Source organism: Dyadobacter sp. AC419 (assembly GCF_979253085.1).
Genome location: NZ_CEEDCD010000027.1, coordinates 242,261 through 260,702 on the forward strand (window position 1 = coordinate 242,261; position 18,442 = coordinate 260,702).

Genomic DNA, 18,442 nt, shown 5'->3' on the forward strand with positions numbered 1-18,442 from the left:
ATCCCATGAATGATAAACGTGCGTATGGCTTGCAAAGCCTGGTAAAAATGGCGAGCGGCCTCGTTTTTGTTATCCTGATTCTTTCCTCCGCTGCCTCAAAAGCGCAAAATAGTAAGCTGAAACCCGGATTTGACAAAGAAGAATATCTGGAACTCCTGCGCATGCACGTGCTTTTGTATGACTCTACGAAAGCTGACACTTCCAAACCGAAATCATTAGTCACCAAACCGACACATTTTACGAATGTGTACAATTCCGCTGTGATCGGTCTGGATAACAAATGGGCATTATGGATCAATAAAAAGCATCCGATTGCCGTGCTCAATGTCCGGGGCACGACGCTGAATCCGGTTGGCTGGCTGGAAAATTTTTATGCGGCGATGGTTCCTGCAAAAGGCGAAGTGAAGCTCACCAATGCTTACACATTTCAATATCATCTGGCAGACAATCCAAAGGCCGCTGTTCACATTGGCTGGCTCGTTGGGATGGCTTTTTTGGCAAAGGATATGCTGCCAAAAATTGATTCCTGTTATAAAACCGGCATCAAAGAATTTGTGATCATGGGGCATAGCCAGGGCGGCGCCATCAGTTTTCTGCTTACATCGCATCTTTACCAGTTACAAAAAGATAAAAAGTTGCCTGCCGACATTCGGTTTAAAACCTACGCCAGCGCCAGCCCGAAAGCAGGAAACACTTATTATGCCTATGAATATGAAAGCCTCGTCGATGGAGGCTGGGGTTATAATGTGGTCAATGCAGCGGATTGGGTGCCGGAGCTGCCCTTTTCTGTTCAGACATTGAATGACTTCAATGAGACCAATCCTTTCAAAAACATTGAGCCGGTTATCAAAAAACAAAACCTGCTGACCCGTGTTGCCTTAAAGCATGCTTACAAACAAATGAAGAAGCCAAGCGAGAAGGCGCAGAGAAATTATCAGAAATATCTAGGCAATTACGCGTCCAAGTCCATTGTGAAGGCACTTCCTGAATTTCAGCCGCCTGTTTATTACAAAAGCAATAATTACGTGCGGATAGGCCCCACCATTGCACTTATCCCGGATGCGGAATATTACAAACGCTTCCCGGATTCAGAAAAACAAATTTTTATTCATCATTTACCCGATCCATATTTGTATTTAATGCGGCAATACAAATATTAATTACAAGAATAACTCAACCTATGCGATTACCTTTCCTCCTATTTGCCTTTCTCCTAACACTTTCAGCAAACGCTCAATACAAAACCCGGTTCGAGACCAGCGGCGGCAAACAAACCCCGACCTATGAAGAAGGGATTGCATTTTATAAACTGCTTGCAAAAGATTTTCCACAAATTCAGATCACCGAAAAAGGGCTTACGGACAGCGGCAAACCGCTTCACCTGGTTTTGTTTTCCAAAAGCAAAACGTTTGACATTAAGAAACTAAAATCACAGCAAAAAGCCATTCTGCTGGTCAATAACGCCATTCACCCAGGCGAATCGGATGGTGTGGACGCTTCCATGATGTTGCTGCGTGACATTGCCGTTAATCCCGAAAAGTTTCCTGAGCTCGACAATGTTGTTCTGGCCATCATTCCATTTTACAACATTGGCGGAGCATTGAACAGAAATATCACGACGCGTACAAATCAGGATGGGCCGGAAGAATATGGCTTTCGTGGAAATGCCCGGAATTATGACCTTAACAGGGATTTTATCAAAAGTGACACAAGAAATGCGCGCAGCTTTGCAGCTATTTTCCATGAACTCGACCCGGATCTTTTCGCCGACACGCACGTAAGCAATGGCGCCGATTACCAATATGTGATGACACTCGATTATGCGCAAAAAGACAAGCTAGGCGGGAAATTAGGCTATTTCAATGACAAGGTTTTCCTGCCTTACATGTATAAACATTTGAAGGAATCAGGCTTTGAGGCCACGCCTTACGTTAATTCCTGGGGGCAAACGCCTGACAAAGGTTTCGTGCAGTTCCCGGATTGGCCGCGCTATTCGACAGGTTATGCTGCATTGTTTCATACGATCGGCGTCATGACCGAAACGCACATGCTGAAACCATATGACAAGCGCGTTGCGTCGACTTATTCGTATTTGTTGGGTAACATTAAGTTTTTGGCAAGAAACAGGAAAGAGCTGCTGAAACTTCGTCGCGACACGAAAGAAGCTGTAAAAACGCAGGAAAAATTTGCGGTAACATGGGAAGTTAACAAAGCAAAAAGCACGCAGATCGACTTCAAAGGTTACGAACCAGAATACATTCCAAGCAAAGTGAGCGGTGCGCAACGGCTTTATTACAACCGGTCCAAACCATTTACCAAAAAAATCCCGTTTTACGACACTTATATGCCTGTGGATGAGATTGTAAAGCCGGTTGCCTACATTATTCCGCAAGGCTGGCACAATGTAGTTGACCTGCTGAAACTGAATGGCGTGGAAGTGAAGCAGCTGGAACAGGACAAGGAAATGGAGGTCGAAACTTATTATATTGAAGACCTGGAAACGCCTAAACAGCCGTTTGAAGGACATTACTGGCACACGAGTGTGAAATTGAAAACAGTAAAAAAGAACGTTGCATTCAAAAAGGGCGACTGGTACATTGCTGTCAACCAATGGACGAACCGATACATTATAGAAACCCTTGAACCAAAGGGAGTTGATTCATTCTTCAAATGGAATTTCTTTGACACCATCCTGCAATCGAAAGAACATTATTCGGGATACGTCTTCGAGGATCTTGCGGCGGAAATGCTGGAAAAAACGCCGGGACTTAGGGCCAAATTACAGGAAAAGCGCAAAAATGATCCCGATTTCGCGAAGAGCGGAAATGCGCAACTGGACTTTATTTACGACAATTCGCCTTACCGGGAAAAGGAATACATGCGCTATCCTGTTTTCCGCTTGATGAAGTGATTGTTTAGAATCTCAATCCCAAGTTGAAGTTGAATTCGCCTGTAATGTTAATGCCGCCCTCGGTGGTCCTGACTGCGTTATAAGTTTCCCTGTCAACATATCTGGATCCGAGGCCACCGCTCAGGCCAATCTGGAAATGAGACGTGATCTGGAAATTGACGTAGTTATTGACAATAATTCCGAAACGAAAAACCTTGGTTTCTGTCTGAGTTCCTGTGTAAGTGCCCGTGTTCGGATCATAAAATCCTCCGCTTTGTGTGCCTTTTCCGAATCCTAAAAAGAGATTAGGCCCGACGGCATAAGTGACTTTTCTTTGTGCAAATGGATAGATTTTCACCCCGGGGGCGAAGTAAAAGTTCTCATTCTGATTGCTTGTTCCATCAAAAGAATAACTGAAACGGTCGGGAAAAATGAGGCTAACCGGCAGGATAACACCAAAATAACCGCGCTTATCTGCTATAAATTCATAACTAAGGCCCAAACCGGGACCGCTGTCGAGCGCCTTAAAAGGAGAGAAATTTATCAAATGTCTGCCAAAAGCATTGTTTGAAGGTTCTTTTTGGGTTCTGGATTTATTAGGCAAATTGCGTTCGTCGAAAAAAACAGTTTGGCCATTCCCGAATTCAATCCGGTTCAGCTCACTTTTCCGGATTACGAAATTAGCACTGCCTTCTTCCGAACTGATTTTGTAAGAAACACGGTCGACACCCACTTCTACAACCTTTCCTTCCAGCGTGGTGCCATTTTTTTTAACCAAAACATCCTGTCCATTTGCAAACAGAAATGTGACTGATAATAATACAGTTAGCGTAACGATCCTGATCATAATGTGATTTGGGTTGATGAATGTTGGTCAAATTTAAATAATCCTCGATACTTTTGCAGAGTATATGGACTGAACGTTTAAAAATTCACTTCTGTTATATCCTTGTCTCACAAGGCCTTTTACATTATTCAGGCTGCTTAAATTAACATTTCGATGGCAGCTCTTTAAAAAAACCAAATGACATTTCAAGATTTAAAGCTCATTGAGCCCATTGCTAAGGCTCTTCAAGAAGAAGGATATACCACTCCCACACCCATTCAGGCAAAAGCAATTCCCGTAATTCTGGATCAAAAAGATTTACTTGGTTGTGCGCAAACAGGCACAGGAAAAACGGCAGCATTTGCTATTCCGATGTTGCAATTGCTTCACAATAACCCGATTGGGAAATTCGAAAAAAGCCATATCAGAGCACTTATCCTTACGCCTACGCGCGAGCTTGCCATTCAAATTGGTGAAAGTTTCGCAGCTTATGGTCGCCATACAAACATTAAGCATACGGTTGTTTTCGGTGGAGTTGGACAGAAACCGCAAACGGATGCATTGCAACGCGGCGTTGATGTGTTGATAGCAACACCGGGACGTTTGCTTGACCTGATTAACCAGGGATTTATCAAATTAAACCAGCTTGAATTCTTCGTTTTGGATGAAGCGGACCGCATGCTCGACATGGGTTTTGTTCATGACGTTAAAAAGGTGATTAAGCTGCTTCCGGCGAAAAGGCAATCATTATTTTTCTCGGCAACTATGCCGCCAGCCATTGTTACATTGGCTAATACGATTTTAAGAAATCCACTTAAAGTTGAAGTTACTCCTGTTTCTTCGACTGCTGATACGATCCGTCAATCTGTTTATTTTGTTGATAAATCAGATAAAAACTCACTTTTGCTGCACATTCTGAAAGATGAGTCTATTGCAACGGCGCTTGTGTTTACAAGAACAAAGCACGGTGCGGACAAAGTGGTGAAGGTTTTGAGAAAAGCGGGCGTAAGCTCAGAAGCGATTCACGGCAATAAGTCACAGAATGCCCGTCAGAATGCATTGAAAAACTTCAAAAGCCAGACTACAAGGGTTTTGGTTGCAACAGACATTGCTGCACGCGGCATTGACGTCGATGATTTGACGCACGTGATTAACTATGAAATCCCGAATATTCCTGAAACTTATGTGCACCGCATCGGCCGTACAGGTCGCGCAGGAGCAAAAGGGATCGCATTTTCATTCTGTGACCTGGATGAAAAACCTTATTTGAAAGACATTCATAAATTGATCGCAAAAAATATTCCGGTGGTGAACGACCATCCGTACGCTGTCGGCAGGTGACAATGACAAGGAATACTTACACGGATATCTCACTTCAACAAGCACGGCAATTGGCAAATCAGTCAGATGCCGTGCTTGTTGATGTCCGGGAGAATTGGGAATTTGAAGAGTTTAATGAAGGCGGAGTTAACATTCCGCTTGCCGACATAAGAGAGCGGAGAAATGATCTTGCTTCTTACAACAACATTATCGTGATCTGCACAAACGGCGTGAGAAGCAAGGTTGCCGCCATGGATTACTGCCGCGTTCCTGAATGGCTGGACAAAAAAATATTCCACGTTAAGGGTGGAATAATTGAATCTGAATGAAAGTGCTGGACTCACCAGTTTCTCAAAGAACTGACAAGTCTAAGCTTCCTTCGAAAACCCTTATCGCAGGGCCAATCAAATGAATGTTGTCAAATCCTGACGCTGTTTCTTCAAAATCTACATTTAATGTTCCGCCGAGGGTTTCGATCTTAATAGGCCCATCGAAACCTTTGCGTAAATGCGCAGACAATGCGCAGGCCGTTACGCCCGTGCCGCATGAGTAAGTTTCATCTTCCACGCCACGCTCGTAAGTTCTCACGCTCAAATGATTGTCTTCAATCACTTCGATAAAATTAACATTAGTCCCACCTTTTGGCCCATAAACGGAGCCGTAGCGAATTTCACTTCCAATGTTAAAGACATCCGTTTCTGACACATTATCGACATAAGTGACATAGTGCGGAGAGCCGGTGTTCATGAAATCAAATTCATCGTAACGCTCAACCGTGTTTACCGGAGACATTTTTAGACTAATGACATCACCGGAAACCGTTGCCTCGTGCAAACCATCAACAGCAATAAATGTGGTCGAATCAGTAAACAAGCCAAGGTCATGAGCAAACCGCACAACGCAGCGACCACCGTTGCCGCACATGCTGCCTTCTCCCCCGTCCGCATTGAAATAAACCATGCGGAAATCATATCCAGGCTCATTTTGCAACAATATCAATCCATCTGAGCCGATTCCAAATCTGCGGTGGCAAATAGAAGCGATCAATTCTTTGGAAACAGGAAATGACCGATCACGGTCATCGATCATCACAAAATCATTTCCCGTGCCCTGATATTTATAAAATACAACATTCATAATAATTTTTTTTGTCCGTCGGCTTAAGCCGACGGGAATGGGGTTTGCCGACGGGTATTTTAAAAACAAAACCCTGCAAGAAATAATCGCTTGCAGGGTTCAAAATTTTTGTCCGAAGAAAATTTATATTACTTCGATACTTTAAGCTCTTTAATACGAGCGGCTTTACCCTGACGGCCACGTAAGAAGAACAGACGTGCACGACGCACCTTACCGCGACGAATCAATTCGATTTTAGCGATACTTGGTGAAAGAATTGGGAAAACACGTTCTACGGCGATGCCGTTTGAGATTTTACGTACTGTGAAAGTTTCACCGCTTCCGCTTAGGTTACGACGTTGCATAACAGTTCCCTGGAATTGCTGAACACGCTCTTTGTTACCTTCACGGATCTTAACGTGTACGTTGATCGTGTCGCCTGAAGTAAATTCAGGATACTCGGATTTACGATTTTCAATCGTTGCTTCTACGAGTTTAATAAGTTCGCTCATGACGAATGCTTTTTTGGATTTAAAATGATAGCTTGCTTCCAGCGGATGAGGTGACGCCCCTTCATTCAAAACAGCTCTTGCGAAAACGAGTGCAAAGCTAAGATTTTTTGTTTGTTTGTAAAAGCATTTTAGATGAAAATACTCAATGTAAAACAGATTCGCGCTCTGGATACTTATACTATTGAGAATGAGCCGGTTTCTTCACTCGATTTAATGGAACGCGCCTCCAATGCATTTGTCAGATGGTTCTGTAATCAATTTGTGAACACACGTCCGGTGGCCGTTTTTTGTGGCAAAGGAAATAACGGTGGAGACGGACTTGCCGTTGCGCGCATCCTTAGTGTCGGCGGTTATGATGTTTCGGTTTACATTATTGGTTATACAGACCGTGCTTCCGATGATTTTCAAAGCAATTTATCAAGATTGAAAGACCATTTGCAACCCGTCAGCATTGCTTCACGTCACCAGTTGCCAACATTATCTGAAAATGTCATTTGCATTGATGCGCTTCTGGGTTCTGGTTTGTCGCGCCCAGCCGAAGGACTTTTGGCCGAAGTGATCCATTTTTTAAATGCATTGCCACACAAGCTCGTATCCGTTGACATTGCGAGTGGCCTTTACACTGATCAAAGCAATGAAAAATCGGATCCAATCATTGAGCCGGATTTCACTGTGTCGTTCCAGCTGCCAAAACTGGCTTTCTTAATGCCTCAAAATGCCAAATATGTCGGCTCCTGGCATTTGGTTGAAATCGGGCTGAATGAACAATTTATCAAAGAAGTGAAAACGCCGTTTTATTATAATGATAAAATGACGGTTGAAAAACTGATTAAGCCTCGGGATAAATTCTCGCACAAAGGCACATTCGGACATGCGCTGCTTATTGCAGGAAGTTATGGTAAAATGGGCGCTGCCGTGCTCTCTGGAAAAGCTTGTCTGCGGTCCGGCGTAGGTTTGCTGACCATGCACATTCCGTCATGTGGTTATGAGATTGTTCAGATATCCATTCCTGAAGCAATGGCCGTGACAGATGAAAATCGTAACCATATCAGCAAATTAAGTGATTTGACAAGCTATTCTGCGATCGGAATCGGGCCGGGAATTGGCAAGGACGAAGACACGGTAAAGGTGATCGAACAGCTGCTTCAATCTGCAAAAGTTCCGCTTATTATGGATGCAGATGCATTGAACATTCTATCCGAGAATCGACATTTATTACAGAAATTACCAGAAAATACTATCCTAACTCCTCACCCAAAAGAGTTCCAGCGCCTCGTCGGAGAAAGCAAAAATGAATTCGAGCGGTTGCAAATCGGGATTGATTTTGCAAAAAAACACAAAGTGATCATCTGCCTGAAAGGTGCCAACACAGCCGTTATCCTCCCCAACGGAGAAGTCCATTTCAATTCCACCGGCAACCCAGGCATGGCAACCGGCGGCACCGGCGACGTCCTAACCGGAATCATAACTAGCCTTTTGGCACAAAAATACGAGCCTTCTCAAGCAGCGATTTTAGGGGTTTATCAGCACGGATTGGCTGGTGACCGAGCTGCGGAGCAGCGTGGTGAGAGTGCTTTGATTGCGATGGATGTGGTGGAGAGTTTGGGTTGGTGAAATATATATATGTAAGTCAATGTGACATTTTATGAGCAATAAAATATTCTATGTGCCAACTATTCCAAAACATGTTCGGCTAAGCGACTTCGATACGGAGTTGACCATTGATGAGTTTGAAGCGCTACTTAAAGTCTCTGGTAAAAAAGAAAAAATTACAAAAAGAGACATTGACGAGCTATTTCAACTCAGAACCTGATAAACTACAAAAGCCGAAACATACGCCAGCGTCATGAGATAGGCCAGTTGAATTAGGGGCCATTTCCAGCCGTGGGTTTCGCGTTGGACTACTGCTATGGTGCTCATGCACATCATGGCGAACACGTAAAATACGAGTAAGGAATAACATACGGCTGGCGTGAACATGGCTTGGCCGGTTTCCGGATTCTTCTCTTTGATCAGCCTCTCTTTTACAGTCGGGACGTCCTCAAAATCGCCGCTGATGCTGTAAATTGTTGCCATTGTTCCTACAAAAACCTCTCTGGCTGCAAATGAAGCCAATAATGCAATGCCAATTTTCCAGTCATAACCCAATGGTCTGATTGCCGGTTCGATGAAATGTCCGAACTGACCTGCATAGGAATTTTCGAGCTTAACCGATGATATGGCCGCGTCAATTTGGTCCTGTGGAGCATTAGGCATCGTTGAAATCACCTCGGCTTCGGCTTTTTCCATGCTATCGCCCGGACCGTATGAAGACAACACCCAAAGGATAATGGAGATTGCCATAATGACTTTTCCGGCTTCCAATACAAATGAGCGGACGCTGTCAAACATTGTAAATGCCACATGTCCCCAGCGCGGCAGCTTGTAAGAAGGCATTTCTAGCATAAAATAGCCCGGCTCTTTTCTTGGAACAAACAATGATAAAATCCACGCTGTCCCCAATGCACCGACTAATCCCAGAAAATACAGCCCGAACAGCACAAGTCCCTGCATATTCAAAAAGCCAAGCACTTTTGTCGGCGGCACAACCAATGCAATCAGAATTGTATAAATAGGAAGACGGGCCGAGCAGCTCATTAATGGCGTCACCAAAATTGTTAAAAGTCGTTCATAGCGGCTGCTGATGCTTCTGGTGGTCATAATGGCGGGAACTGCACAGGCTACACCTGAAATAAGCGGCACCACACTTCGACCGTTAAGGCCGAATTTACGCATCAGTTTATCCATAATTACCATAACACGCGCCATGTAACCCGATTCTTCCAAAATCGAAACGAGTGCGAACAAAATGGCGATAGGAGGAATAAACAGTAAAATGCCGCCCAAACCGGCCATAATGCCGTCCGTGATCAGGTCGTTCAAAATACCTTCCGGCAAAACGCCTTTCGTCCACTCAATGCTGGCCGCTATGCCCGCATCCAGCATATCGACCGGATAGGTTGCCCAGGAAAAAATAGCTTGAAAAACCAGGATCAGCACTGCCGCAAACATTACGTAACCCCAAAACGGATGCAGTAACACGCTATCCAGCTTCCGGGTCCAAAAAGGCTGCTCCGTCTGACCGGCTGACTTAACCGATTTGTTTACAATGGGTTTTATTTTTGCATAACGGGAAACCGTTTCTTCGGCCAGAAAAACATTTTCATCAAAGGAATGCTTTTCAATGAGCTTATCTAATGCAACACGCGCCGGCGTTTCGAGGAAAGAAAAATTATCGTGCTGACAAACATATTGCAAGGCAACATAATCATTATCAAGCGCATACATTTCCTTAACTTCCTCAATAAGCTCCAATTCATTTTCTTTGGGCTCATAAAAATAAGAAAGTGCAGGCTGCTCTGAGCGCTCCACAACCTGGCGAACCGCCTCTTTGAGCTTATCAATTCCCTCACCCGTCCGCGCATTAATGCGTACAACCGGCACATTCAGTTTCATGGCGAGCTGGACAGCATTAACCGTCAGATTCATGCTCGCTGCAACATCTAACATATTAAGGGCCAGCACGCAAGGCAAACCCAAATCATTGACCTCAGTAAAAAGCAGTAAGTTTCTTTGCAAATTGGAAGCATCGGCCACAACGACCACCACATCCGGAAAATCAGGATGCTTCGGGTTTGCGAGAATGTCCATTACGACGGTTTCATCGCGGGACTTAGGATAAATGCTGTACGTTCCGGGAAGGTCGACGATGACAACGGACAAATCTGGCTGTGCGCCAGCGCCTGAAAGCTTAAACGAGCCGGATTTCTTCTCAACTGTGACGCCCGGAAAATTCCCTGTTTTTTGACGTAAACCGGTTAATGCATTAAATAATGTAGACTTGCCGGCATTGGGGTTACCAACCAGCGCAACTTTTATATTCCCTTGTTTCAATGGAGAGGCTTAATAAGCGGAATGTATTGTCACTCAATCTCAATCACCGCAGCTTCATTCAGTCGTAAAGAAAGACAATAAGATCCACCAACATTGATGCAGATCGGATCACCGAATGGCGCCACAGCGTCCAGTCGCACTTCGCAACCGGGCAGGCAGCCCATTTCAAGCAATTTCAAAGACATAGCCCGATCCGTAAAAGATTTGATGATCCCTTTTTCGCCCTTTCGAAGTTGACTGACTGTACGAGCTGACATACGCTCCTTATTTAGATTCATTTTATTTAAACTGCAAATTAAGCACTATCAGACCGTAATTCAAACATTACTTTTCGAATTGTATTTTACCCGTCACAATTCGCGCAAAATCATGTGCATTTATTATTTCCCTCGGGCTTTATGTAGTACTTTTGCAGCGCAAAGAGTAAATGAGCAGCGGAATTTTGAACGAGATTAAAACCCTTATCTGGAAAGAAATTACACTCGAATGGCGTCAAAAATATGCGCTGAGTGGCATGTTGCTTTACGTGATCAGCACCGTTTTTGTCTGCTATCTCAGCTTTAATCTGCGCAGGAATCAACTCACTCCTATTGTCTGGAACACACTATTCTGGATCATTATATTGTTCACAGCGGTTAATGCCATTGCCAAAAGCTTTTCCCAGGAAAGATATGGCCGCCTGCTTTACTATTACAGTCTTTGCAGTCCGCAAGCGATCATCATTTCCAAGATCATCTACAACTCGTTCATCATGTTGTTGTTATCCGGAATGGGGTTTGTTTTTTACGCTTTTGTAATGGGCAATCCGGTTGGCGATATGGGGCTTTTCACATTGTGCCTTTTTCTGGCGGCAATCGGTTTCGCTTCTGTATTGACACTCGTGGCTGGCATCGCTTCCAAGGCCGACAACAGCGCAACATTAATGGCTGTTTTAAGTTTTCCAATCATTCTGCCTATGCTGCTGATGACGATCCGTCTGGCGAAAAACGCGATGGACGGTTTGGACTGGTCGGTTAGCACGGACGAAATCACCACACTATTATCAATTGATCTCATAGTAATTACGCTGAGTGTTCTGCTTTTTCCTTATTTATGGAGAAGCTGATAATCAGCAAGTAAAGAATTAAAGTAAAGCATAAAATGAGAAAGATCTGGTGGAAAATCCTTTGCATAGTAATCATTTTCTATGTGATCATTATGGGCATAATGGGCCCTGTTCCGCGTCTTGCCATTATTAACGAAAGCATTCGCAACACTTACTTTCACGTGGCACTGTGGCTGGCGATGACAACGCTGCTCTTCGCTTCCATGATTTTTTCAATCCGTTATCTGAGCAAAGGCCGCATTAATGACGATGACATTGCCAGCGAATTGGCCAAATCTGCCATTTTCTTTGGAATATTAGGCTGTCTTACTGGCTCGATCTGGGCCAATTACACCTGGGGCGATCCCTGGCCTAATGATCCTAAACTGAATGGTGCCGCGGTCGGCATTCTGATTTATCTCGCTTATTTGTTGTTGAGAAGCTCATTTGAAGACGAGCAGCGTAAGGCGCGGATTTCGTCTGTTTACAACATTTTTGCATTCGCAGTCTTTATTCCTATCATTTACATTTTGCCAAGACTTACGGATTCATTGCATCCCGGAAGCGGCGGGAACAGCACATTCGGATCTTACGATTTCAACAATGATATCCGGAAGGTTTTCTATCCCGCTGTGATCGGATACATTCTGCTGGGCTTATGGCTGGCTGAGCTCCGGATCCGGATCAAAGTCATCAACAGAGTGCGTGACGAAGCTTTGATCACATCAGATAAAGTGCATTAAGTCTGGTTATTTAAGTTTTGACAAACATTTTAATTCAATTTTTCGTTAAGATTCTAGTCCCTGTTCATACAATGAAAAAAGTCTCCCTCATCCTGCTCACCTTGTTTTTGATTTCAGGAAACCTGTTTGCCCAAGCTGCGGATAATGGCATTGCCATGGCCGACAAGCTGCGCGAAGACGGTAAGATTTGGGTTGTCGTGGCCGTTATTGCAGTGATTTTTGCCGGCATTGCCATTAACATGCTCCGCATCGATTCCAAATTGAGCAAAATTGAAAAAGATCTAAATATCAAGTAAACTTTCATGAAAAAGATACAAATATTCGGCCTTATCATCATCGCAGTTGCCATCGGCATCATCGTTTCTACTGCCGGTGACGCGAGCACTTACGTTGATTTTACCAAAGCAAAAGAAATGGCGCAGGAAGGTGACGCCGAAAGTATTCACGTGGTAGGAAAGCTGAAAAAAGATGCTTCCGGCCGAATCCTCGAAATGGATTATCAGCCGCAAATTGACCCTAATTACTTCGTTTTCACACTTATTGACAACAATCAGGTGGAACAGAAAGTGGTTTATAAAAGCTCAAAACCACAGGATTTTGACAAATCAGAGCAAGTTGTTGTCGTTGGCAAAATGGTTAACGGCGCCTTCACAGCTGAGAAGATCCTGATGAAATGTCCGTCGAAATATGAGAATGGCAAAATGGAAACCACTGAACATACAGCAGAACAATCATGATTCATAGCACAATCGGAAGTGCAGGTCACCTGCTTGTCATCATTGCCTTTGTAACAGCATTAGTTGCAACATTCGCCTACTTCAAAGCCTCATCGTCAGGCATTTCCATTGAAGAAAGCACAGTTTGGAAAAGATTTGCACGCGGCGTTTTTTACACGCACGTTGCTGCCGTTATCGGTGTCGTTTTCTCCCTTTACTGGATCATTGGAAATCATTATTTCGAATATCACTACGCCTGGAAAAACTCTTCGTTATCCTTGCCTACGGGTTACACCATTTCCAGTTTTTGGCAGGATCAGGAAGGAAGTTTCTTGCTTTGGATCTTCTGGAATGTCGTTTTAGGTTCTGTTTTGATTTTTACAAACCGGTCGTGGGAAGCGCCGGTAATGACCATCTTCGCATTGGTTCAGGCATTTTTGACTTCCATGATCCTCGGTGTCGTCATTCCCGGACTCGATTTAAAAATTGGTTCGACACCATTTTTATTGTTAAAAGAAGTAATGCCGGATCTGCCCGTCTATCAAATGGATGCGAATTTCATCCCGAAAGATGGTAACGGCTTAAATCCCCTTTTGCAAAACTATTGGATGGTAATCCACCCACCTACCCTGTTCCTGGGCTTTGCGACAACATTAATTCCATTTTCATTTGCTATTGCTGGTCTTTGGACCAAAAAGATTCAGGAATGGATCCGTCCGGCATTGCCTTGGGCGCTTTTCTCTGCTATGATCCTTTGTATCGGGATTCTAATGGGCGCTTACTGGGCTTATGAAACGCTGAACTTTGGCGGTTACTGGAACTGGGATCCCGTGGAAAACTCTTCCATTGTGCCCTGGTTGATATTGGTTGCAGCGGTTCACACAATGATTATCGGCCGCAGAAATGCAACAGCGCTGAAAACGTCATTTATCTTAACGATCGCGACATTCATCCTGATCCTTTACTCCACATTCATGACCAGAAGTGGTGTTTTGGGAAATGCATCGGTGCACTCATTTACGGATTTGGGCCTTTCAGGACAGTTGCTGATTTACTTATTTACATTCACAATTCTGTCGATTGTCCTGCTGGTTTATCGCTGGAAAGATTTGCCAAGTGACGAAGAAGAAGTCTCGACTTATTCTCAGGAATTCTGGATCTTCATCGGAGCAACATTGCTTTGTTTGTCTGGTTTCCAAATCCTTGCCACAACTTCAATTCCGGTTTATAACAAAATTGCAGAAGCATTCGGAACAGTGCTTAACATGGCGCTTCCGGCTGATCAGATCGGACATTACAACAAATTCCAGCTTTGGTTCTTCTCGCTTATCGTCATTTTAACGGGCGTAGGACAGTTCTTTTGGTGGAAAAGAGTGGGTAAAGATAAGTTGCAAGCGCTTTACAATCCATTGCTCATTTCGCTGATCATCAGTGCAGCCATCATTACGATTCAAGGTGTAAAAGAGATTCAGTATATCGCATTGTTGACCGCAGCTGTGTTTGCAATTGTTGCGAACGGAACAATTCTGCTGAACATTATTCGCGGAAACTACAACTTGTCTGGTGGCGCGATCACGCACATTGGCGTCGCATTAATGCTGATCGGGATCTTGTTTTCTTCTGCTTACACGAAAGTTGTTTCGATCAATAATTCGGGATTGATGATTTCCCGCAGCGAAGAATTTACCAACAACGACAATAAGGAAAACAAAGAAAACATCACCCTATGGCTCAATAAGCCTGAAAAAATGGGTGACTATATGCTAACCTGGCGCGATGTCCGTGTGGAACCACGCAAGATTCCGGGATACATTCCGAAGAGCTGGGTCGACATTATTGAAGGCGACTTTCATGCGGTGGCTTTGCGTGACATTGTTGTTGACGGCAAAAAGTATAATGTCAAAGGTGACACCATTGAGTTGTTCCCTGAAAACTTTTACTACGAAATTGAATATCGCGAGCCATCAGGCCGGATTTTCAGCTTGTTCCCAAGGGTTCAGATTAACCCGAGAATGGGCGGGATCGTTTCATCTCCGGACATTCAGCGTAAGGTGGACAAAGATCTTTACACCCACGTGAACATGGTTACGAACCCGACTGCTGAGCCGGTTTGGAGTCAGACTGAAAACTTCACGATCAGCTTACGCGACACATTTTTTGTGAATGATTACGTCGCTATTCTTGACAATGTTGTTCGTACCGAGCAAGTTGAAGGTGTGAAATTGGGTGAAGGCGATGCGGCTGTAAAAGCGATAATCCGCGTGTTGGATAAAGACAAAGAATATGTGGTTACGCCATCATTTGTGATCCGGGACCGCATGGTTGCACGCAAGCCAGAGGTTAACAACGACCTGGGCATGCGCATCCAATTCCAGGAAATCAATCCGCAGACGGGCCAGTTCTCATTCTCTGTCAACACAACACAGCGTGATTTCATCGTAATGAAAGCCATTGAAAAACCGCTCATTAATGTTTTATGGCTTGGAACATTTGTGCTGGTGATCGGCTTTATCATGGCCACGGTGAGGAGGTTTAAAGACTTCATCAAAGCCAGAGACAAGGAGAATAAATCGAATGATAAAAAGGTAAAGGTTAAAGTACAACCTGCCTGATAGCAATGATTTTGATATGAAAAGGGTGCGATCCGGATGTGATCGCACCCTTTTTTATGCTTCTGGTGTGCACGCCGCAGTTGAGATTATGGCCGTGTGATAAAAATTTAAAGCTGTGAATAGTTATATTTACAGTTAAGAATCTTTCGCCCACTTTCATTCATTATGGTTTCCAATTTGATCAAATCGGCTCTCGGCCGCCTCCGTATTGTCGCGTTTCTTGAAGGCATATCTTATCTTGTTTTGCTCGGCATTGCCATGCCTTTGAAATACTTGGCAGGAATTCCGCAGGCTGTCCGCGTAGTCGGCATGGCACACGGCGTCCTTTTTGTGCTTTTCGTGTTATTACTAATTCAAGTTGCAGTTGAAAGAAACTGGTCATTCAAAAAATCCATATTATCGTTCTTCTCGTCACTGGTCCCGTTCGGCACTTTTTATGCCGACGCCAAGTGGTTTAGAAGCTGAAATTGCCTAAACCTAAATTTTCCATACATTCCTACACCCCGATCAAGTGCAACGAACCTTTATCCTAATCTTAATTTTTTTCTGTTTAATCACCGTCCAAAGCATTGCTCAGAAACCCAATGAAAAATACCAATACAACATTCATTCTGCGACTTCCTCGCTAAACATTGATGGCGTTGCCGATGATCTCGCATGGGAATCCGCAGAAACCGCCAATAATTTCTTCATGATCACGCCCATGGACACGAGCTTCTCGAGGGCGCTGACGGATGTAAAGATGTGTTATGACAAAAACAACATTTACATTCTAGTAGTCAATTACAAACCTATCAAAGGTTCGATCATTGTCGAGTCGCTCAAGCGGGACTTTGCTTTTGGAAAAAATGACAATTTCCTGCTTTTCATGGACACATTTGATGACAAGACCAATGGTTTCTCCTTCGGTGCGAATGCTGCGGGGGCGCCGTGGGACGGTCAGCAGGGCGATGGCGGAACTGTCGATCTGAGCTGGGACAATAAGTGGGTCAGCGCGGTTAAAAATGATGATGACAAATGGGTTTGGGAAGCTGCAATTCCTTTCAAAAGCATTCGCTACAAGCCTGGAATCACCAAATGGGGAATTAATTTCAGCCGTCAGGATCTGACCATTTCGGAAAAATCGGCCTGGGCGCCCGTTCCTCGGCAGTTTCCTTCCGCCTCGCTCGCATACACGGGCGTGCTCGCCTGGGATGTGCCGCCGCCTAATCCAGGCCCGAACATTTCGGTCATTCCCTATTTCGCAAATCGGCTGACAAAAGATCACCAAAGAGATACGCCCAGCAAATACAAGCCAACGGTCGGCGGCGATGTCAAAATCGGACTTACGCCTTCGCTTAACCTGGATTTAACGGTTAACCCGGATTTTTCGCAAGTCGATGTGGATGTGCAGCAGACCAATCTCGACCGTTTTGAGCTCTTCTTCCCCGAGCGTCGTCAGTTCTTTCTCGAAAACGCTGACCTTTTCGCAAATTTCGGGTACGCTACCATTCGGCCATTTTTCTCCCGGCGCATCGGTTTGGGCGTCCCCATCCAGTTCGGTGCGCGCATGAGCGGAAAGATTAACAAGAACTGGCGGATCGGTGTGCTGGACGTGCAGACCGGTTCTTCGGACAGTCTGACACCGAGAAATAATTATGCAGTTTTCGCGCTGCAAAGGCAATTGCTGGCCCGCTCCAATGTCCGTTTCATTTTCGTAAATAAGGACGCGACAAATTATTCGATGGAGCAGCACAGCGCCACGAACCGCTATAACCGCAACATTGGTGCTGAATTCAACCTGGCGAGTGCAAAAAACCTTTGGACGGGGAAGGTGATGGTGCTCAAATCCTTCACACCAGGTAAAACCACGGACGATTTCACCCACGCCGCCGACCTGAAATTCAACAAAGCCAATTTTTTCTGGCAATGGCAGCATGAATATGTTGGCAAAAACTTCAATGCAGAAGTCGGTTATGTTCCGAATGCGGTCCGGATGGGTTATTACAAAATCAGCCCGAATGTCGGTTATCTGTTTTTTATCAAAAACCCTAAGATCATTAGCCACGGGCCGAAGCTGATCAGCAATGTGTTTTGGGACAAAAAGTTTGACCTCAGCGACCGCGAGTTTATCCTTTCCTATAACCTAAATTTTATCAACAGAGCAACCGTTTCCGTTTGGGGATCGAGCAATTATGTGCGCTTGTTAAGGCCATTTGACCCAACGAATCTTGGCATCGGCACATTGGTAACCGGCAGCGAGCACAATTGGAAAGCAACAGGTTTTGACATTGTCTCCGGCCCGCAAAACCGCCTTACTTACGCTGCTTCGGGTATTTTTGGCGGTTATTATCAAAACGGTCACCGCAATAACCTCCGCGCTGAGCTGGGTTACCGCGTGCAGCCGTATGTTGCCATCACAATGGCCGGAAATTACAACGACATTCGCTTGCCTGAGCCTTGGAAACGGACGCAATTGTGGCTTGTTGGCCCGCGTGTGGATGTTACATTCACTAACAAGCTGTTTTTCACAACATTTATGCAGTATAACAATCAGGCGGATAACATTAACCTGAATGCGCGTCTGCAATGGCGTTACAAGCCTGCTTCCGACCTATTTATCGTTTATACGGATAATTATTTGCCTGAAAACTTCCGCGTTAAGAACCGCGCGATCGTCTTGAAATTCACTTATTGGTGGAATTTGTAAA

General features: G+C 44.6%; 17 protein-coding genes. 12 read left to right on the forward strand and 5 right to left on the reverse strand.

The window, feature by feature from the left end; translation table 11 throughout:
* The first annotated feature begins 5 nt into the window (after positions 1 to 5).
* The gene (locus AC0IYG_RS25995) at positions 6 to 1,160 is read left to right on the forward strand and encodes a lipase family protein (RefSeq protein ID WP_471714022.1); all 1,155 of its coding nucleotides are present in this window, start codon (positions 6 to 8) and stop codon (positions 1,158 to 1,160) included.
* Positions 1,161 to 1,180: 20 nt separating this feature from the next.
* Positions 1,181 to 2,911, forward strand: coding sequence for a M14 family metallopeptidase (locus tag AC0IYG_RS26000; RefSeq protein WP_471714023.1), 1,731 nt, complete (start codon positions 1,181 to 1,183; stop codon positions 2,909 to 2,911).
* A gap of 4 nt (positions 2,912 to 2,915) precedes the next feature.
* Here AC0IYG_RS26000 and AC0IYG_RS26005 read toward each other — a convergent pair whose 3' ends face one another.
* Positions 2,916 to 3,737 carry a hypothetical protein gene (locus AC0IYG_RS26005; RefSeq protein ID WP_471714024.1) on the reverse strand — a complete coding sequence of 274 codons (822 nt, stop codon included), beginning with the start codon at positions 3,735 to 3,737 and terminating at the stop codon, positions 2,916 to 2,918.
* Between the two features lie 177 nt (positions 3,738 to 3,914).
* On the opposite strand from AC0IYG_RS26005, the gene AC0IYG_RS26010 reads away from it, so the two are divergent.
* Both AC0IYG_RS26010 and AC0IYG_RS26015 read left to right on the forward strand, forming a co-directional pair.
* Complete coding sequence (locus AC0IYG_RS26010; RefSeq protein WP_471714025.1) at positions 3,915 to 5,057, forward strand: DEAD/DEAH box helicase; 1,143 nt, start codon at positions 3,915 to 3,917, stop codon at positions 5,055 to 5,057.
* A 2-nt stretch (positions 5,058 to 5,059) separates the two neighbouring features.
* Complete coding sequence (locus AC0IYG_RS26015; RefSeq protein ID WP_471714026.1) at positions 5,060 to 5,365, forward strand: rhodanese-like domain-containing protein; 306 nt, start codon at positions 5,060 to 5,062, stop codon at positions 5,363 to 5,365.
* A gap of 22 nt (positions 5,366 to 5,387) precedes the next feature.
* Here AC0IYG_RS26015 and dapF read toward each other — a convergent pair whose 3' ends face one another.
* Together dapF and rplS are read right to left on the reverse strand one after the other, a co-directional pair.
* Entirely contained in the window at positions 5,388 to 6,173 is a 786-nt protein-coding gene (gene dapF / locus AC0IYG_RS26020; protein WP_471714027.1) for a diaminopimelate epimerase, read from the reverse strand.
* Between the two features lie 128 nt (positions 6,174 to 6,301).
* Positions 6,302 to 6,664: a 50S ribosomal protein L19 gene (gene rplS, locus AC0IYG_RS26025; protein WP_233796335.1), complete on the reverse strand. Its 363-nt coding sequence runs from the start codon at positions 6,662 to 6,664 to the stop codon at positions 6,302 to 6,304.
* 132 nt (positions 6,665 to 6,796) lie between these two features.
* Between rplS and AC0IYG_RS26030 the strand changes: the two genes are divergently transcribed.
* A complete protein-coding gene (locus tag AC0IYG_RS26030; protein ID WP_471714028.1) occupies positions 6,797 to 8,278 on the forward strand; it encodes an NAD(P)H-hydrate dehydratase in 1,482 nt (493 codons plus the stop codon).
* A 183-nt stretch (positions 8,279 to 8,461) separates the two neighbouring features.
* Here AC0IYG_RS26030 and feoB read toward each other — a convergent pair whose 3' ends face one another.
* Both feoB and AC0IYG_RS26040 read right to left on the reverse strand, forming a co-directional pair.
* Positions 8,462 to 10,597: a ferrous iron transport protein B gene (gene feoB, locus AC0IYG_RS26035; RefSeq protein WP_471714029.1), complete on the reverse strand. Its 2,136-nt coding sequence runs from the start codon at positions 10,595 to 10,597 to the stop codon at positions 8,462 to 8,464.
* A 29-nt stretch (positions 10,598 to 10,626) separates the two neighbouring features.
* Positions 10,627 to 10,854, reverse strand: coding sequence for a FeoA family protein (locus AC0IYG_RS26040; protein WP_471714030.1), 228 nt, complete (start codon positions 10,852 to 10,854; stop codon positions 10,627 to 10,629).
* A 170-nt stretch (positions 10,855 to 11,024) separates the two neighbouring features.
* Here AC0IYG_RS26040 and AC0IYG_RS26045 point away from each other — a divergent pair, with 170 nt between their 5' ends.
* The 7 genes from AC0IYG_RS26045 to AC0IYG_RS26075 all read left to right on the forward strand — a co-directional run bounded on the left by AC0IYG_RS26045 (position 11,025) and on the right by AC0IYG_RS26075 (position 18,441).
* On the forward strand, positions 11,025 to 11,702 hold the full coding sequence (locus tag AC0IYG_RS26045) for a heme exporter protein CcmB (RefSeq protein WP_471714031.1): 678 nt from the start codon (positions 11,025 to 11,027) through the stop codon (positions 11,700 to 11,702).
* A gap of 35 nt (positions 11,703 to 11,737) precedes the next feature.
* Entirely contained in the window at positions 11,738 to 12,424 is a 687-nt protein-coding gene (gene ccsA, locus AC0IYG_RS26050; protein WP_471714032.1) for a cytochrome c biogenesis protein CcsA, read from the forward strand.
* A gap of 71 nt (positions 12,425 to 12,495) precedes the next feature.
* Positions 12,496 to 12,720 (forward strand): CcmD family protein, encoded by a 225-nt coding sequence (locus AC0IYG_RS26055; protein WP_471714033.1) that lies wholly within the window; start codon positions 12,496 to 12,498, stop codon positions 12,718 to 12,720.
* Positions 12,721 to 12,726: 6 nt separating this feature from the next.
* Positions 12,727 to 13,161 carry a cytochrome c maturation protein CcmE domain-containing protein gene (locus AC0IYG_RS26060; RefSeq protein ID WP_471714034.1) on the forward strand — a complete coding sequence of 145 codons (435 nt, stop codon included), beginning with the start codon at positions 12,727 to 12,729 and terminating at the stop codon, positions 13,159 to 13,161.
* Entirely contained in the window at positions 13,158 to 15,752 is a 2,595-nt protein-coding gene (gene ccsA / locus AC0IYG_RS26065; RefSeq protein ID WP_471714035.1) for a cytochrome c biogenesis protein CcsA, read from the forward strand. The genes AC0IYG_RS26060 and ccsA (AC0IYG_RS26065) overlap by 4 nt, the downstream gene beginning before the upstream one ends.
* A gap of 165 nt (positions 15,753 to 15,917) precedes the next feature.
* On the forward strand, positions 15,918 to 16,217 hold the full coding sequence (locus AC0IYG_RS26070) for a DUF3817 domain-containing protein (protein ID WP_471714036.1): 300 nt from the start codon (positions 15,918 to 15,920) through the stop codon (positions 16,215 to 16,217).
* Positions 16,218 to 16,263: 46 nt separating this feature from the next.
* Complete coding sequence (locus AC0IYG_RS26075; RefSeq protein ID WP_471714037.1) at positions 16,264 to 18,441, forward strand: DUF5916 domain-containing protein; 2,178 nt, start codon at positions 16,264 to 16,266, stop codon at positions 18,439 to 18,441.
* Position 18,442: the final 1 nt, after the last annotated feature.

Bases quoted from the DNA above. Each gene is read 5' to 3' on its own strand.
- AC0IYG_RS25995 (WP_471714022.1), top strand. From the start codon at position 6: ATGAATGATAAACGTGCGTATGGCTTGCAAAGCCTGGTAAAAATGGCG.
- AC0IYG_RS26000 (WP_471714023.1), top strand. From the start codon at position 1,181: ATGCGATTACCTTTCCTCCTATTTGCCTTTCTCCTAACACTTTCAGCA.
- AC0IYG_RS26005 (WP_471714024.1), bottom strand. From the start codon at position 3,737: ATGATCAGGATCGTTACGCTAACTGTATTATTATCAGTCACATTTCTG.
- AC0IYG_RS26010 (WP_471714025.1), top strand. From the start codon at position 3,915: ATGACATTTCAAGATTTAAAGCTCATTGAGCCCATTGCTAAGGCTCTT.
- AC0IYG_RS26015 (WP_471714026.1), top strand. From the start codon at position 5,060: ATGACAAGGAATACTTACACGGATATCTCACTTCAACAAGCACGGCAA.
- dapF (WP_471714027.1), bottom strand. From the start codon at position 6,173: ATGAATGTTGTATTTTATAAATATCAGGGCACGGGAAATGATTTTGTG.
- rplS (WP_233796335.1), bottom strand. From the start codon at position 6,664: ATGAGCGAACTTATTAAACTCGTAGAAGCAACGATTGAAAATCGTAAA.
- AC0IYG_RS26030 (WP_471714028.1), top strand. From the start codon at position 6,797: ATGAAAATACTCAATGTAAAACAGATTCGCGCTCTGGATACTTATACT.
- AC0IYG_RS26040 (WP_471714030.1), bottom strand. From the start codon at position 10,854: ATGTCAGCTCGTACAGTCAGTCAACTTCGAAAGGGCGAAAAAGGGATC.
- AC0IYG_RS26045 (WP_471714031.1), top strand. From the start codon at position 11,025: ATGAGCAGCGGAATTTTGAACGAGATTAAAACCCTTATCTGGAAAGAA.
- ccsA (WP_471714032.1), top strand. From the start codon at position 11,738: ATGAGAAAGATCTGGTGGAAAATCCTTTGCATAGTAATCATTTTCTAT.
- AC0IYG_RS26055 (WP_471714033.1), top strand. From the start codon at position 12,496: ATGAAAAAAGTCTCCCTCATCCTGCTCACCTTGTTTTTGATTTCAGGA.
- AC0IYG_RS26060 (WP_471714034.1), top strand. From the start codon at position 12,727: ATGAAAAAGATACAAATATTCGGCCTTATCATCATCGCAGTTGCCATC.
- ccsA (WP_471714035.1), top strand. From the start codon at position 13,158: ATGATTCATAGCACAATCGGAAGTGCAGGTCACCTGCTTGTCATCATT.
- AC0IYG_RS26070 (WP_471714036.1), top strand. From the start codon at position 15,918: ATGGTTTCCAATTTGATCAAATCGGCTCTCGGCCGCCTCCGTATTGTC.